We start from the raw sequence: 17,129 nt of genomic DNA, 5'->3' as shown, positions 1-17,129 counted from the left end.
CAGCAAGCCCTTTTCTGTTCGCGTGATAGAGGCATAATGCTGAGGACGGTTATACGCTCACTCCCAAAAACCGGTCAAACTTGCGCAGACTGACCCACGCTCTCAAGCGTCTTTCTCGCATAATTCAAGTTTGAACTGGCGCTGATGTATGTTGACATCAGCGGATACCAGAATATTGTGTTTACAAGCAGAATCGCGAAAAGCACATCCAGATTGAGATGATACAGCCAGCTGCCATAGGTCAGCGCTGCATTGAATGCTGCGAAGGTAAGACACTGGATTTCACTCATTCTCAGATCGGCCGGTAGATCCTTCAGTACATACGGTAGCCGGAATCGCTCATACAGCTTTTCCACCTCGCCGGTTATCGGACCATATTTCTCAACGAACTGCGAAACAGTAACGGTGCCTGAGCTCTGTGCACTTTCCACAAGATAACTGACAAAGGATGAGGCTTCGCCACCGTTGTAAAACTCAAGCAGGTCCTTGAATTTCAGAAGCAGAATCACATCGATATTTATACCGTGCACGGCGTGTGCAATCCTGTAAAACGAGATCAGCAGCACTGAGTCCGCTATCAGATAAGTTAAACTCAGTATAATGGGGAAAATTTCAGGGATCATTTTATCTTCACTATCAGCGGGACTAGCATCATTGGGAATATTACATAGAGGTAGATGAAGAAGTAGCCAAGATAGGGTATTGCCTGAATCACTATTCCGTGGACATTGCCTGCGGGTACCGGTGCCGGATCCTTCACAGGGTTTGCAAATCCTTTGGTTATGAAGAAAATTGTGCCGTTCAGATGGTTGATTCCAATCACCTGGTGAGCCACGGTCAGAGTCTTGTCCCATGGCGCAGTGAAGACAATTATGTTTCCAATGTGTATGCTCTGAACGCTGACACCCTTGACTATCAGGACAGAGTCTGGCTTGATTATGGGGTACATACTGCCTGTCGGGTCAACGTAGATAGGATGGGCAGTGCCCATAATGACGGGAAAGAGCACGAGAATGAAGATTGCAAATGCCGCCACACCTATAACGACGGCTTTTTCCAGCAAAGAGCCGCGCTTTTGCCCGGTCTTCCTGTCCCTCCTGTCCCCGGTGAAAATCTTTCTCGAATAGAAATTATCATTCGTCACCAGCTCAAGGACAAAGAACATGACGCCCAGGACGATAAAATTCCAGAAAGTAAGTATGAATGCGTCAACCTTGGTGACTATGACAAAGAAACCGGATGCCGAGTAGAGAGCATAGAACACCATGCCAGTGAGGTTATTCATTCTAGTTTTAACATAAAGGATGGAGAGGAGTACGAAAAGCACTACATCGTCCAACATCTGAAACAGTATGGTGATAACAATCTGCTGGTTTCCCGAGAAAGCCAGCAGGACAGTTTCGACCGTCAGATTGATGACCAGGAAGAGTGCGATAAAGGGCAACAAAGTTGATAATTTACCTGCTTTTACAAGCGATTTCATATTCAGGTTGAAAATCATCGCCTGAATTATAATTGCGAAGAGGAAAATCTGGGCCAGCCTGTAGGCAAGAAGAGCGTCGAGTGAGAATGTGAATCGTGCATGAAGAATCAGGAACGGTTCGAACAGGACAACAAGGAACATTGCTCCGAGGAATAAGCTTCTGTACACGTCCCTGTTGAATCGCATGTAGAGAAACCTGCTACCCATTGTGAAATAGAGGAATAGCACCACGCCTATTAGAACGAAAAGCAGTGCATAGAATCCAAGGGCGGATGGAAAAAGACTACCGATGACTGGATTCAGAAAGATGGCAAGAGATGCTATGAGTGTAATCAAAACGCGACTGATCCGGTTATTCACGGCGTTGAGATCGGATGCAGACTATATTTAACATACCACTGAACACTTTTTCTCATGATTGGTTAGTATCATTGTTTCTGTCTGTCTATTGAATATGTGCGTGCTTATGGAAACTAAAGTATCAGGGAGGAGGTGAATAAATGAATAAGAAAATATTGGCTCTCGCGATGATTCCCCTGCTTATAGGATTGTCGGGAGCTATGGCGTTTTCGCAGTTCACGGGTACTGACTCAAAGGCCATTACAGCGACCGCCGGGACATTCTCCATGACTGAGGGTGCGGCAGTGAGCAGCTATTACGTATCCAGCGGATCTATGATGACCGTTGGCGGACCAGTAGAGGATGGTCACGCAGCAGTGACATGGACGCCATCATCTGACAGCGGTAAGCTAGGAACGTCAACCCTGGCAGTCGGCGAAAGTTCAATGACCTATGACATTACTGTCTCAAACATTGCACCCGGCGAGTGGGTGAACGTGACGTTTACGCTCACTAACACAGGGTCTCTTGCAATAACACTGCTTCCTGGCATGCTGACGAGCGCTCAGTCAAGTGGCGTTGGCGGTGCCGCGTTGGGCGCCATTACAAACGACTCAGCATCGTCGACATCCTTTGTAAACGGTGTTGCGCTATCTGGATCAGGATGGGCGTACAGCGTCTTTGGCCTGTATCCAACGAGTCCTACGGTCCTTACACCAACTGGAGCTTCGTCTGTAACGACATTCACAGTCTCAATAGGCCTTGGAGACAGTGCGAGTAACAGTTACGAAACCAGCTCGTTTACCGTGGCAGTTTCCATAAGCCTTTCTGCAGAGTGAGTGTCTAAGACAAATACAACCTCAAACCTCTTTATCAACATTTTTTATTACATTACAAGCTGTGCTTATTTCCATAGCTCTTATTCTACTGCGTTTTGTCTAAATCCTTGCATGATTGTTCGTAATTTACAGTTCTATCTGTTGTTTGCAGCTTCCACTCAGAGGTGCGCGACTGGCTTAAGATATTTCAGAATGTGTGTTACGAACAACAGTTCCCTGTTTGATTAATAAGCAGACTGCCAATAAGGTATCGGAGCAATGTAAAAGGTGCTAACGAAACTACTTTCTATCGCTGTGATTTGCGTATTCATAGGGTCCACTGGTGCACTAGCGTTCTCACAGTTCGTCGGAACTGACGTGAAAACGATAACTTCAACAGCCGGTTATCTCTCCTACAAGGAAAATGGACATCTTATTGAAATAAATGAATCGGACGCTGGGACAGTGACCGTGACGGGCCCCAATGGAGTAGTTCACACGGCAAACGGACAGCCTCCCGGCACTGACGGAAAACTGGGTGAAATTCTGTCGGTTTCTAACGACATCGTCTACAATGTATATGTGAATAACACCGCCCCTGGAAACTGGATAGAGATACTTTTCAACATAACGAATGAAGGCTCAACTCCCATTTCCGTCGGCTTCTCAGGATACGCAGTTTCACCCTCGGGGGCAACAATTACAAAGTTGTCCAAGAGCGATTTCACAAGGCAAGGTGTTTTCACGCCTGGAGGTGGCTGGGTATTTGCGACCACTTCAATCGTACCCATAAGCCCGAATTCTGTTCACAAGGTTTCTTCCTTTTTCATGTACTTCGGACTGGCAAGCAACACGCCGCTGAGCTTCAGCCAGAGCACCATAGTACTGACATTAACGATTGATGTTTCATCCACTTGATACAAAACCGGTCATTAGGCCCTTCACAATAGGAGTTTCATTGTCCGGCGGAAGCATACCAACTTCTGGCTTTGCTGCATCCAGCGAAGTATGCCCTGTCAACAAAATTCTGAATGGCTAATGCCTGCGTCATCAACGCAGAACGATGCAAACCAGGACGCCACACTACAGTGGTGTTATTTCCTCTTCTGTTTCCATTTTCCAAACATCGCATGTCCGGCCACACCGGCCACTGCTGCAACCGCAATCAGAGACAGTAGAAGCAGCATAGTGAATGGGGAGGATGACGCTGAGGATTTGGATACCGGCGCTGAAGTCTGCGGATTCAACTGACTGACCTGTTCCCTGAGATATGCCACCTGAGAATTCATGCTCATGACGGTTGCATTCGAACTTCCGACCATTGCCGCGAGCGATGCAATTTCAGTGCTTATGTTTGAAAGACTGATGTTAAGTTCGGCTATCTGTGCCTTTATTACAGAGACGGAAGCATTGCCGGCGCTGATTTCGCTTCTGATTGTTGCGATTTTCGATTCTGACGAGGCAATCGCGCCTTCTATCAAGGAGATTTCTTTCAGTTCATGCTGTATTCTGATCTGGTTGTTGTCGAGGTAGAAGGAGATGCTTGACGTGCCGCTCAGACCGGATGGCGTTGAAGCCACAAATGTAACGGTATAATTTCCGTCAGCGTACGCGGTCGTATTCCAGGCATATGAGCCGTTGACCGGGAGGGAGCCGGCGATTACCGTGGACACCGAAGATGTGCTGGCGACTAATTCACCGGTACTGCCCGCAGGAGCGCCTGCCGTGTGATAGTATAGCATAACGACACCGTTTGCGGTTGAATTGCCGACAGTAGAGAGTGAGGTAACCGGAGCGTTCACCAGAGCATTGAATATACTGTATTCAAACGCCCAGCGGATCGGATTCTGCGTTGCACTTGCGACAACGGTGAAAGTTCCTGCTGAGAACGATGTGGCTTCCACGATGTTTGCGCCCACAGCCACGACGCTGATGTTGATGAGCGGTGCGCTCGCTGAAGGAACCTTGAAACTGAATGGAACGACACCGTTTGAAACATTGCTGGTTGAAAGGCCGCCATAGTCATTAGTGAGTAGAGGGAATGAAACGTTTGTGTACTGAGAGGAACCCTGAATGGTGATGTTGAGGCTGCTGACATACTTCATGTCATTAAATGTAACATTGCCGCTGACCATGCCTGTGCTGTTATCGATGTGCGCGTTCACCAGATATGACCCTGACTGTGGTTCAACGTAAACAGTGAGCTGATTGGAATAATGTCCCTGGTATTCTGCCTGGAGGATGAATACCTGCGTGTTCAGGGGACCGTCGTTCGTGGATATCATGGCATTGGTCCAGAACCCGGCGCTGCCCCTCAGATCTGTTATGTACGTGCCCAGCGTCGCTCCTGGAGAATAACTGGAACCGTTCAGGAATGGATCCATTGCAGAATAATTCACGACGACTGCCTTCTGAACCACCATTGCATCAGGCACAGGCTGACCGTCGAACATCACTGTGACAGGGTACATCATGGTGTACTGGCCTGGCGCCGTTGTGGAGAACATAGGCACATTGACATGGCTGGTTTCAAAGTTGCCGTAGATGTCGGATGCGCCGATAACAAGTTGCCCTGTTGCAGGCTTCGGCAATATTGAGTAGAACTGGAAGGACCAATTACCTGAAGCAGTCGTGATTTGGAAGCTACCGTATTCGGGTGACTGCGACGTGCCCTGCCTGAAATTATAGACAGGAGTGTAAGTGAAATTAAGGTTGCCGGCCGTAAGGCTGAGTGTTGTTGTGTTTCCGCCTGCATAGGTTCCTTCATTCGTGCCGCCGCTGTAAGCTTTCACGGTCAGCGATCCGGAGAAGGTGGACGGGGCGGTTATTCTGAAATGGTAGCTGATACTCCCAGTAAGATTTGTGAATGAATTAACTGCACCGCTTGCATTGATGACACCGATGCTGAAAGGCATATGCAGCATACTTTCTCCGGCGGAAAGACCGTTTCCGGTAAGATATTCGGTTACAGTTGTCGCATTGAGCATTCCCAGACCCTGCAGATAATTCCATCCGCTGCCTGCGGGATTGTTCAGTGTTGCAAACCAGCCTGGAAGTACAGGGTCCGTCGGGTAACTGATGGAATAATTATACAATTCCCAGCTCATCGAGTTGACGTAATAGCTGTTGTAGTCAACGCCGTTTGCAGACATATGGAGATATGCGCTGGGCAGGGTCGAATTGCCCGACGCCTGATATGCATTGTGTATGTCGAAGAGCAGCGGGTTTACGTCGCCAAGGCTTGGCATTCCAAGCGTTGTGTTAACCTGTTCCTCAATGAGTGCCCATTCTCCGGCCGTAATAGGTGTTGCAAACGATGTGCCTCCGTAGAACATCTGCCACCCGTTCATATACAGCGTCATGTTAAACGCTGCGGCACCGCTGATTACAGGGTCTATTCGTGCTCCGGTGGAATATGTATCAAGAGCGTTCTGCCACCAGGGCTGTGATGCGCTCATTGACTGGCCGAAACCCCCCGCAATCGAGCCGAAAAACCCGGGGTAATACCAGTATGAGAAACTCGAAACTCCGGTGGCGTTTGCCATATGCAGAGTCACATTCTTGCCGTTCAAATTGAAAATCGTATAAACACCCGTGGCAGGGAATACCTGACCGTGTGACATTGCAGTCAGCTGTCCTCCGCCGACAGAAACAGAGCCGCTTGCAATTGCCGGCATTCCTGCTCCGGCTGCAGTACCATCGCTTCCATAATCACCGGATGCGAAGAAATTGGTCACACCTTCCAGTGCAAGTTCCTCAAGCATGCTGTTTTCCACAGTGAGATACATCGGAGAACCGAAGGCAAGCGTTGCATATTCGCCTGCCCCATATGAGTTGCTTGTAATGCTCACTGAAGTGCTTGCGTTGGTGTACGAGACCAGATTCTGAGCTATGTACGAGTATGCGTAATCAAAAAGTGAAAAACTGGGCGAAGGGATAGCAACAAGATCGATGTGGGCTTTCGGCGCCATAGTTGCAAGGTACTCAATGTCCAGCGCAGTCTCCAGCGTCCATCCATAATTGGTCCCGCTGGCGACTGTTGCACCCATAAGAGGAATCTGTGTAAGACGATTTGCTATCTGACTGGAATTGTGAAACACTATCGCCGAGAAGTCATTTACTATCGTTGGACTGATAAGACCGACCTCGATAAGTGCAACAGTTACGTTCTGTCCCATGTCGGGTAGATGATTTACAGTCGATTTTCCGCTCCACAGGTTACTTGCGCCTGTCAGAACCGGAAGAGTTCCGGGGAAAAGCAGCTGATAGTTGCTTGCAGGCATTCCAAGCGAGCTCGCCTCGGTCGCGTTTACATATCCATACGTCCCGTTGAGATAATAAAGCGATGTTGAGGCTGGCACAGCGCTCGCTGCGGACGGCAGCGGTGTGGACTGAAATGAACTGAAATTTGAGCCGGGATAGAGACCGTTGGGCAACGAAATTGAAGGCTGCATGTATATTCCGTTCAAACCCGCTATACCGGATACCCAGCCGGCAATACTGGCCGGCAGGTAGGATGGCGCAGTACTCGCATAGAAAGGCAATGTGCTTACGTTTCCAGCGATTCCACTGCCTGGACCGAACAGCGGCTGCCATGAGCCGCTGGAGTTGTATACCATGTCAAATGCATGCATGGTTGTGTGGAAGGCATTGTCAATCTGTACCGGGCTGCCCTCGGCTGTTATTGAAATCCTGGTTGAATCCGGATAAATTTTAAGACCGTATGATGAAAAATAATTTTCTATTTTGCCATATACTGCTGCCGGAACGCCAAACTGTGAAGACACACCTGCAGGCGTTAGATGAGTGCCGTAACCACCAAACGCAGGATTGCTGATGAGATTCAGCTCATTTGACATAGAGGTCGATGAATTCAGTGATACGGTTATGAAAATACCCGGCACTGAGCTCGCGCTTGAATTGTTTACCGGTACGATTGTTATATGTCCCTGAACGAAGCTGGTATTCGCGACATTACTTGAGGCTGAAACCCGGATAAGATGATTGCCAGGATCCTGCAGGAATGCAGTGGATTTAGTGCCTGCATGAGGCGAAAATGCAACAGAGGATACGGCCACTGAAATGACTAACAAAGCGATGGCGACTGAAATCATCCAACGTCTGTGCGTAAGTTTCATCTATACTTGACCTCTGTATTGCATTCTTTAGTGGCATCGCGTCTTGGTAAGAATCCTATGCTAAGTTCTGGCCTTCTATTCATCATAACAGGTGTTTCGCAGGCTTTACGGGATATTACTGCTACTTATATGTTTAGATGGCGATCGGAGGGTTTGATAATTATTTGTTCACAAACAACGGCTTGATGTGCCATGGCAAATTTTCATTGACGATGGATGGAAAGTTTCAATCGAAATAGGCACTCCAGGACGTGCTTGAAACGTTTTCTCAATGCAGCCGGCTGATTTTCGAAATCATACGGTGCTGGTGATCACGCATAGAATAGCCTCATCTGGTGCCCTCTTAAGCAGGGCAACTATTTATCCAATATACGAGTTACACAGATCAGGTGATGAAGCTCACCGTAAACCGCCGTTCGGCTGATGGCTTCTACGAATGAAGGTTCGGCTGAGCTGATGCAATTATACCACAACGCAGGGCAATGGGATAAGGCACCGGTCCTTGACAACGCAGCTAAATGGATCGCTGACAGCATTCGCGAACTATCCTGCCGCCAGGATAAGTTGATAGCGACAAATCTGAATGAAACATTACTTGATTCCAGCCACCAATCTTCAGGTGCAGTTGCTGAGGATTGTTTCCACCGTCCTGTGGAAGATGTTGCAATAATCGCACACCTTTGTATGAACCACAGTATGGATATGCAGAAGTTCATGGCCGGGATAGCGCAGGGAATTCCATTTCAGGGAGAAAGAAAATGATTGCCATAAATGTTCCTGGACTTGCAGCCATGAGATTGAACTACCTTGTCCTTGACTTCAACGGCACACTCGCGGCGGACGGAAAGCTGATTCGTGGCACAGCAACGAGATTGAACGCGATTTCCAGACGTCTGGAACTCCATGTCGTGACAGCCGACACTTTTGGCAGCGCATCGGCACAGCTCAGTAACATCAGGTGCGCTCTCCACATAGTCAAAGGCGCTCATCAGGATGTGCAGAAGGAGCGCATGGTCCGAAAACTCGGCCCGGAGCATACAGTCTGCATTGGAAACGGCAGAAACGACATGAGAATGCTCAAGGCATCAAGGCTTGGCATATGCGTGGTTGGCAGCGAAGGTGCCTCAGCTTCCGCGATGTCTGCGGCTGACATCTGTGTTACGGGCATCACTGACGCACTGGAAATGCTTCTCAAAACAGAGAGGGTGAAAGCAACCCTGCGGTTATCCTGATTGGACGGCGAACGACGATGAAGAATAAACAGCATCATTTGGCATATAGACTGCCCGGCCGGAGCACACACATGCCGGAATCAGGCCCGCGAAACACAGCCACAGTCAGAGCTGACGCACATGGAAGGCAGCTGTGTCTGAGAGAATGGTATTGGCACCAGTCCGGCAGGCGCCACGCAGGAACGCAGGGTGTCACGAGTCGCCTGACTTTGAGACCAGTCGGACTTTCACTGTCTTTGCGAAATTCCAGCCGGAGCATGGGAGATGGGCATATTGGCATTTCAGAGTATACTTTATGAAAAACTGGCCTGGAAGTCAGAAGAGAAACATGTTGAACCGGACTTCTTCGCAGATTTGAACCTTGACAAAATCATAAATGCAATCACGCACGGCAAAGACGATTATGACCTCAAGCCGCTCTACTATGAGCCTGTGGCAAAAGTCAACGATGTGCTGTACAGGCAGGAAGTGATGAAGGAACTGGAACGGAGGGACGTGATGGATGCGACCATGTCCTTCTCCGGCGCGATGCAAAAAATCAGAAACAATCTCAGGTTTAACGACAGACTTTACTACAAATACAACAAGGAGGGAAATCTTCTAGACACGGCGGAAATGTACTGCAGCGCCGCAAGTGCATATGCAGCATTCCTGTCCTCGGTCAAACTTGACTCCCGTGGTTTCAGATCTCTCAGTGAATATCTCTCTAACTATGTGAAGTCGGAAGGTTTCATCTCACTGAGAAATAGAACGGCTGGCATGAGAACAGAATTGTCAGACATCCGGTTCAGCATGCTGATAAAAGAAGGGCAGATAGTGGTCAAAATGGAAGAATCGGATGACGACTACAGCAATGACGTCCTGATGGCGTTCGAGAAATTCAAACAGGGGGCGGTGAAGAACTACAAGGCAAAATATTTCGATCATGCGGGAATGAATCACGTGGAAGCGGAAATCGTCAACCTTGTATCACGGCTGTTTCCGGAGACCTTTGCGCATCTTGATGCGTACTGCGCAGGGGTCTCCGGCTTCATGGATGATACGCTAGTTAGATTCGACAGGGAAATACAATTCTACATCGCCTATCTCCAGTACATATCTCTTTTCAGGGCTGCCGGTTTCCATTTCTGCTATCCGGTTGTGACTGAGAATGACAAGAATGTCCTTGGCGTTGAAGCCTATGACATGGCACTGGGCGCGAAGCTGATTGGGGAAAAGAAGCAACTCGTCTGCAACGATTTCAGCCTTGGTGGATCGGAAAGGATAATAGTCGTCACCGGCCCGAACCAGGGAGGCAAGACCACCTTTGCCAGAACATTTGGTCAGCTGCATTACCTGGCAAACCTCGGTTGCTGCGTCCCGGGCAGGGAGGGCAAACTGCTGCTGTTCGATCGTCTGTTTACTCATTTCGAGAAGGAAGAGGACATAAGCAACCTCCAGGGCAACCTGGAGAGTGACCTGGAAGGAATGCACGCGATACTTGAGCAGGCAAGCTCCAGAAGCATTGTCATCATAAATGAGATGTTCAGCGCAACAACGGTCCACGACGGCGTTCTGCTCGGCAGGAAGATTCTTCGCAAAATCGCCGATATGGACGCACTGTGCGTTTACGTAACATTTCTTGACGAATTGGCATCGCTTGACAAGACAGTTAGCATGGTAAGCACTGTGGATGCAGGCAACCCTGAGATACGCACATTCAAGATACTGAGGCAACAGGCTGACGGCATTTCCCATGCTCTTGCAATTGCAAGAAAGCACGGTTTGACCTATGACGTCCTCCGCGGGAGGCTGAAACACTGAAAGTCCATCTGATGCACAGAGAACGCGATTTCGATACGGGCAAAGAGATATCGAAAATGCAGCTGGCGCTGATGCAGGATATAGAGCTGGAGAAGCTGCTCGGTGCGATGAGTGCGGGGGACAGTTTCCTGAAGGAGATATCGAAAATTGCACTCGTCTCGGGCCTGGCGAGTCAGGATGAGATACTGTACCGGCAGCAGGTGCTCAGGGACTGCCTCAGACATGCCGCCGTAGTGAGGGAAATGTATGAAGTGACGCTGAACGCCGTAAAAGGGGAGAAGAAAGTCTACTTCGGCTTTTTCAGCGAATATCCAAGCAGCATTCTCGGCAGGGCAGTGCAGGTGCTCACGCTCTTCTTTGAGACACTGAAGAAACTGAAATCGATGGCCGATAATTACCATCAGCAATTTGAGTCAGACGGCTTCAAAACACTCTTTGCAATGCTGAGACAGGAGTTGAGCTCCGAATATCTGGCAACGGTCCAGAGTCATCTCAGCGAACTGAAGTTCAGTCACGGCGTACTTGTCGGAGCGAGGCTTGGAGAAGGCAATACGCCGTCAGGATTTATTCTTCACAGGCAGCGCCGGAAAAAGCGCGGACTGCTAGGCAATATCGTTTCCAGAAACCGCAGGCAATTCACTTACACACTTCCCGACAGGGACATGAACGGAGCCCGGGAGATGTCGGAATTGAGAGACAGAAGCATAAACCTGGTGGCAAACGCGACTGCAGTTTCGGCAGATCACATACTGGCCTTTCTTAACATGCTGAGAACTGAGCTTGCCTTCTACATTGGCTGCATCAATTTGAAAGAGCGCCTGGCCGGATTCGATTTGCCGATTTGCTTTCCGTCACCCGTGTCCGGGCAAGCGGGCATTCATCGTTGCATCGGCCTGTATGATGCCAGTCTCGCTCTGGAGCTGGAAGGGAAGGTTATCAGCAACGACTTCACGGCGGATGGAAAGGAACTGGTGATCATCACAGGCGCAAACCGTGGCGGCAAGTCCACCTTCCTGCGCAGCGTAGGGCTCGCCCAGCTGATGATGCAGTGCGGTATGTTTGTTCCGGCAACATCCTTTGAGGCATGCCCTTTCAATGGTGTCTACACACACTTCAGAAGAGAGGAGGATGCGACGATGAACAGCGGAAAACTGGACGAGGAGCTTTCGAGGATGAGCGCCATAGCCGGGGATATCAGGCCCGAATCCCTTCTTCTGCTCAATGAATCCTTTGCATCGACAAACGAAAGAGAAGGCTCTGAGATTGCAAAGCAGATAATCAGGGCTGTGCTTGAGCACCATGTCAGGATATTTTTCGTCACGCACTTTTTCGAGATGGCCGGGGATTTATATCGGCAGAAGGACGACAGATATCTGTTCCTGCTTGCAGAGCGTAAGGCCGATGGATCCAGGAGCTTCAAAATCAGGGAAGGAGCCCCGCTTCCGACAAGCTATGGCGAAGACCTGTATGTGAAGATATTCGGCAACGGTGACAGGCCTGTGACAGCTAAGAAAGAGTGAAGAAGCGGCTTTGAATGTGGAAAGGACGGAAGGAGTCCGTGAAATGAGAAAGCTGAGAACATTGGCTCAATGTTGTGGCCAGCCCGTCAAATGCGAAGTTCTCACTCAAGGCTGAAGAATTACTGCAACCCGAGCCGGGTATCAAGAGCGGGAACGCCGTGGCAGTTTCGGCTCAAAAGGAGGCTGGCTCAGGGTATTTGAATACCATGGTTGAGCCATTATCTCCGAACAGGATCACCGAGTGCCTTTCAATTGTACAGTATAATATACAAAAACAATCAGAGTCTGTACATCACGCTATACAACAGTGCCGACTGTAAATGACTTCCTGTAAGTCCTGATTCTGTGGCACGGCTTCCGATCTGACGATTTCATTGCGCGTGATATTGAGACAGACCTTGACAAGCTGCAGATTATTCACTGCGACCTGTTCATGTAAACTGTCTCAAATGCTCTCCTCACATCTCTGGCCGCTTCCTCCGAAGAGAGATGGGTGTAAAGTTGCGTGGTGGCTATTGAAGCGTGGCCCAGATGCACCTGTACTGCCCTGAGATTCACTGCGCTCCTGACAAGGCGGGTTGCACACCAGTGCCTCAGTGCGTGAGGATGCATGTCCCTGATCCCAGCCTTCGCCCCCTCACGTTTCACCATCCGCCGCATACTGCTGTAAGACAGCCTGTTGCGTGAAGAAGTGAATAATGCACGAGCATCCTTTGACTTCCGTTGCTTCAGATACGTCATTATATCAGACCTGACAAAATCGGGAAGACCAACCTTTCGTTCAGCCTCGAGTTTCTCGCTGCGCACGTGGAGGTATTCATTCTGAACGTCTGAAATGTTGAGTTGAACTACCTCTCCGAGTCTCAGGCCGCAAAATGCCATTATCTCAATGATTGTCTTGTTTCTGAGTGCGGTTATTCTGTTTTTACCCTCTTCACATACACGTATAAGCCTGAAAACCTCATCATCCTTCGGAACCCACGGCTCCTTGCTCCTTCGCTGGCGCAAACTCGGGACCTGCAGCTTAATGCCCTTGAACCTGAACCATGCAGCGATGTCCTTCATCTGATTGTTTATCGTCCCGTCTCTCCTGCCCTTCTTGAGCTGCCTTTCGACATACGCCCAGAGCGCCTCTGTACTGGGGTTGTCCAGATCTAGCTTCCGATACAGCGAGCGGACAGTCCGCGTCATTCTAACCGATGTCGTCAGGGAATACTTCCCTGTGCCGACAGCCCACGTTCTAAAATTGGCCATCTCTTCGTTATCTGGCTCCATTTCCGATTCCTCGAAGTTATTCATCCGAAAGACGGATAATGTCAGAGCCAGTCTGACATCTTTCGTCTTTCTGCGATATACTGAGAATGTATTGGGTTTATACGCCTATTGGGGGGATGGCCGATTGCTCTCAGACAACCCTTACGGGCGTTCTTTCCCAATACCGGTGTTCTGCCGCCACATGTCCGATGCTAACCTGCGATTCTCTCAGAATGAATGCAGAGCGTCGGTTAGTCATGCAAAATGTATTGAGTTTGTTTGCAATTGAGCGCACATGAATCTGCCTTCCAGACTGAAGCGCGGTGACCGCATAGGTGTAGTATCGCCGTCGGCACCCATCGACACAGATGAACTGCTTTCACGGCTGAACAGCGGGATCAGGGTCCTGAATGACATGGGATTCGATGTTGTTACAGCAAAAAATGCATTCAAGGTTCGGGGGCATTCTGCCGGCACACCGCTCGAAAAGGCGAATGACATAAACACCATGTTCGGGGACGAGAGCATATCAGCAATCATCTGCTCCCAGGGTGGAGGGACTGCCAACGGCTGTCTCCCGCTTCTTGACTGGAAGCTCATACAGGATAACCCGAAAATATTCTGCGGCTTCAGCGATATTTCAGTGCTGCTCAATGCAATTTACGCCAGGACAGGGGTCGTGACATTCCATGGAAGCGACGTTGCCTGGGGATTCGGCTGGAAGCCCTCCGAGTACGATATTGCGGAATTCACCGGAAGGCTCATTGAAGGAAAAACCGGAGAAATAGCTGCGGCGGGAGAGCGGAAAACGGTGAGAGGAGGCAGAGCCGAGGGCAGGCTGATGGGCGGCAACATCATGTGCCTGCTGAAACTGGCAGGAACGCCATACTGGCCGGACTTCAGCAACGCCATCCTGTTCATGGAAGGCTACACCGTCGGTCCTGATGACTGCGATTACATGTTCAATCAGCTGATGCAGATGGGCGTTTTCGATGACGTCAGGGGCGTTATTGTGGGCCATGTGCACAGCCTGCAGACTGCCAAGCACGAAGTGATGCAGATGGAAGATGTACTGCTGGATGTGACGAAAGACTATACGTTCCCGATACTCAAGGTGGATGATTTCGGGCATGAATGCCCCAACACGATCATACCGGTCGGCGCCGGCGGATTCGTCGATGCAGACCGCAGAGAATTCGGAATCAGTGGAGCATGCGTCCTCTGACATTCAACCGCCAAAATTGCAATGCGGATGCGCGCCGGTGCTGCGGCACGCACCTTCTGATGAAGCATCCGCTGCAGAGCTCGCACGTAAATGCAGTAATTGCCTGCAATCGAGTAGAATACACAGAACACCGGATGGGCTGCCTCAGGACGGTCAGCCTAGCTCGATTCCTGTTGCCTTGCTCGAAGCGCGGCGTGCAGAAGCTCTAAATTGCCGCCCGCACAATTAAAATTCTGAATATCGTTCACGGTTGTGGCTGTGAGCGGCCGCCGGAAACATTGCGCCGATCGTCATCTTGGCTTCCATTTAGACATCCACCAGTCGGCATGCGGCATGCCGCTCTTTCCTACGGCACCGATGAGCTCGTCGATGCTGTAAGACACGCGCCTGAATCGTACCGACAGGGAAGAATGCCCTGCCTCAACAATTGCATATTCCGCCCTCACAGGGCGGTAATGGCTTCCGTCGCTTCCGATATCATAGGGAAGACCGACGCTGCCCGGATTGATAAGCTGTGAACTTCCATGCCTCCTGAGCATCTGAACATGCGTATGGCCTCCAGCAAACAGATCATGAGCGTGTTTGGCAAAAATTTCAGCGATGGTTTTCTCCGCGGTAGACGCATCGATGACTTCGGTGTTGGACCTGGGCGAACCGTGAAAGCACAGTATGCTCCTGCCTCCAAAGCGGACGTGAAGGAGCGGACTGAAGGCAGCGATGTGATTCAGCTCTTCGCTGCCGAGCTTCTGCGAGCACCACATATCTATTGCAGGTATCTCCGAACCCCTGTCCGTATTGAATTTGGCTGGATCGGGACGCAGTATGCGCTCGTCGGTATTGCCCATGACAGACGGAATGCCTGCTCCGATCAACATGCGGACAGCATCCACAGGCGCCGGGCCGGTTGCAGCCACGTCACCGAGGCTGATCACATGCTCCACCCCGAGGGCTGACATATCGTCGAGCGCCGCTTTGAGCGCTACCGTATTGCCGTGAACATCGGACACAATGGCAAGCGTCCTTCCTTCAATTTCAATCACACCGCCATCACTGTTGCCGTTCAGTATATCACCTTTCCCGCCGTCCGTTCTTGAGAGTCATCGGTTGTGTGCTTGTGCTGCGCTGCGCTGCCGCCTGTGATGACACCGCGCTAATCGTTTATCACATCGCCCCTTCTGAGCACCTCTGCAACCTCCGGCCTGAGTATTTCGGTCGGCAGAGGCTTGCCTTCTGCCAGCGTCTTTCTTATGCCGGTCTGACTGGTGCTCTGATGAAATTCATTTCCGTGAGGACATATCTTTCTCGACGCCATGCCATTGCACGCCCTGCAGTAGAATGTCTCCTCATACCTGAGCGGAATGACGCCGACGTCGAAATCATCGAATATTCGGTGTCCGCCGTAAGGGTCGTAGTAATTGCCTACGCCGGCCTGATCCCTGCCCACTATGTAGTGCGAGCAGCCGTAGTTGCGCCTGACGATTGCGTAGAAGAGCACCGCTTTCGGACCGGCATAGCGCATGGATATCGAGAGCGAGGCAAGCAGCACACGGTCGCTGCGGTAATAATTGGAAACAAACGCCTCATAAGCATCCATGATCACTTCCGGGCGATAGTCTCCCTTCTTCAGTTTGCCTATTACAGGCTGGATGAACAGCGCATCTATGTCATCCCTTTCGAGCGTTGCCCTCTGAATGTATTCGTGCGCCGTGTGAGGAGGATTCCGTGCCTGGTAGCCTGCAACGTTTTTCCATCCCTTCTGTTTGAAAATGGAGCGTGTCTCTTCCGGCGTGAACTCGAATGCAGTGTGTGGAAGTCTCCGGAGGAGTTCGACCCTCCCGGATATGCAGACATCTCCCATCTGAGATAGGTCAGCGACATTCGGATGAGCGGCGTCAGCAGTGCCATAGACCTTCCTGGCCACTTCGCTCTTCTGGAGGGGGAATTTTTCATCCACGGCAATCAGTGCGAAGGGTTCGCCAGATGCATCGAGTATGGCGAGTGTATCGCCCCGGCGTGCTGCATCAACTACTGCCGCATCGTGTTTTCCCGAAGGTGCCAGAAACACCGGCATTGTCCACGGCATGCCGTTTGATAGCCTTCCCCGCTCCAGTACACTCGTGAAATCCTCCACGGACATGAAGCCTTCAAGCGGACTGTACGCGCCGAAGCATATCTTCTCGGCATCATACACCTGATCTATGATCGGGCTTATTGATGGAAGATCGTGCGCCTCCCCGATCCTCCTGCGGGCCACCGCCTCTTCGATAACAGTGCTGACGAGTTTTCCGCCGTACGGAGCAGGTATCATGCTTTCACC

General features: G+C 50.3%; 13 protein-coding genes. 7 read left to right on the top strand and 6 right to left on the bottom strand.

Annotated elements, in window-relative coordinates:
* Window positions 1-74 precede the first annotated feature (74 nt).
* Together KIS30_03185 and KIS30_03180 are read right to left on the bottom strand one after the other, a co-directional pair.
* Window positions 75-623 carry a hypothetical protein gene (locus tag KIS30_03185; GenBank protein MBX8645748.1) on the bottom strand — a complete coding sequence of 183 codons (549 nt, stop codon included), beginning with the start codon at window positions 621-623 and terminating at the stop codon, window positions 75-77.
* The gene (locus KIS30_03180; protein MBX8645747.1) at window positions 620-1,843 is read right to left on the bottom strand and encodes a signal peptidase I; all 1,224 of its coding nucleotides are present in this window, start codon (window positions 1,841-1,843) and stop codon (window positions 620-622) included. The genes KIS30_03185 and KIS30_03180 overlap by 4 nt, the downstream gene beginning before the upstream one ends.
* A gap of 140 nt (window positions 1,844-1,983) precedes the next feature.
* Between KIS30_03180 and KIS30_03175 the strand changes: the two genes are divergently transcribed.
* Together KIS30_03175 and KIS30_03170 are read left to right on the top strand one after the other, a co-directional pair.
* Window positions 1,984-2,661, top strand: a complete 678-nt coding sequence (locus KIS30_03175) for a hypothetical protein (protein MBX8645746.1) — start codon at window positions 1,984-1,986, stop codon at window positions 2,659-2,661.
* Between the two features lie 267 nt (window positions 2,662-2,928).
* Window positions 2,929-3,558 (top strand): hypothetical protein, encoded by a 630-nt coding sequence (locus tag KIS30_03170; GenBank protein ID MBX8645745.1) that lies wholly within the window; start codon window positions 2,929-2,931, stop codon window positions 3,556-3,558.
* Window positions 3,559-3,734: 176 nt separating this feature from the next.
* Here KIS30_03170 and KIS30_03165 read toward each other — a convergent pair whose 3' ends face one another.
* A complete protein-coding gene (locus tag KIS30_03165; protein ID MBX8645744.1) occupies window positions 3,735-7,778 on the bottom strand; it encodes a hypothetical protein in 4,044 nt (1,347 codons plus the stop codon).
* Between the two features lie 423 nt (window positions 7,779-8,201).
* Between KIS30_03165 and KIS30_03160 the strand changes: the two genes are divergently transcribed.
* From KIS30_03160 to KIS30_03145, 4 genes are all read left to right on the top strand, one after another.
* Window positions 8,202-8,540: a hypothetical protein gene (locus KIS30_03160; GenBank protein MBX8645743.1), complete on the top strand. Its 339-nt coding sequence runs from the start codon at window positions 8,202-8,204 to the stop codon at window positions 8,538-8,540.
* A complete protein-coding gene (locus KIS30_03155) occupies window positions 8,537-9,010 on the top strand; it encodes an ATPase P (GenBank protein ID MBX8645742.1) in 474 nt (157 codons plus the stop codon). The genes KIS30_03160 and KIS30_03155 overlap by 4 nt, the downstream gene beginning before the upstream one ends.
* A gap of 264 nt (window positions 9,011-9,274) precedes the next feature.
* Window positions 9,275-10,813, top strand: a complete 1,539-nt coding sequence (locus tag KIS30_03150; GenBank protein MBX8645741.1) for a DNA mismatch repair protein MutS — start codon at window positions 9,275-9,277, stop codon at window positions 10,811-10,813.
* A complete protein-coding gene (locus tag KIS30_03145) occupies window positions 10,810-12,333 on the top strand; it encodes a DNA mismatch repair protein MutS (protein ID MBX8645740.1) in 1,524 nt (507 codons plus the stop codon). The genes KIS30_03150 and KIS30_03145 overlap by 4 nt, the downstream gene beginning before the upstream one ends.
* Window positions 12,334-12,750: 417 nt before the next feature.
* Here KIS30_03145 and KIS30_03140 read toward each other — a convergent pair whose 3' ends face one another.
* Entirely contained in the window at window positions 12,751-13,608 is an 858-nt protein-coding gene (locus KIS30_03140; GenBank protein ID MBX8645739.1) for a tyrosine-type recombinase/integrase, read from the bottom strand.
* Window positions 13,609-13,882: 274 nt separating this feature from the next.
* On the opposite strand from KIS30_03140, the gene KIS30_03135 reads away from it, so the two are divergent.
* The gene (locus KIS30_03135) at window positions 13,883-14,812 is read left to right on the top strand and encodes an LD-carboxypeptidase (protein ID MBX8645738.1); all 930 of its coding nucleotides are present in this window, start codon (window positions 13,883-13,885) and stop codon (window positions 14,810-14,812) included.
* 290 nt (window positions 14,813-15,102) lie between these two features.
* Here KIS30_03135 and KIS30_03130 read toward each other — a convergent pair whose 3' ends face one another.
* Window positions 15,103-15,852, bottom strand: coding sequence for a metallophosphoesterase family protein (locus KIS30_03130; protein ID MBX8645737.1), 750 nt, complete (start codon window positions 15,850-15,852; stop codon window positions 15,103-15,105).
* 110 nt (window positions 15,853-15,962) lie between these two features.
* Window positions 15,963-17,120 (bottom strand): sulfate adenylyltransferase, encoded by a 1,158-nt coding sequence (locus KIS30_03125; GenBank protein MBX8645736.1) that lies wholly within the window; start codon window positions 17,118-17,120, stop codon window positions 15,963-15,965.
* Window positions 17,121-17,129: the final 9 nt, after the last annotated feature.

The organism is Candidatus Sysuiplasma acidicola (assembly GCA_019721035.1).
Classification (GTDB): Archaea; Thermoplasmatota; Thermoplasmata; order Sysuiplasmatales; family Sysuiplasmataceae; genus Sysuiplasma; species Sysuiplasma acidicola.
This window is presented reverse-complemented; position numbering and strand designations above follow the sequence as displayed.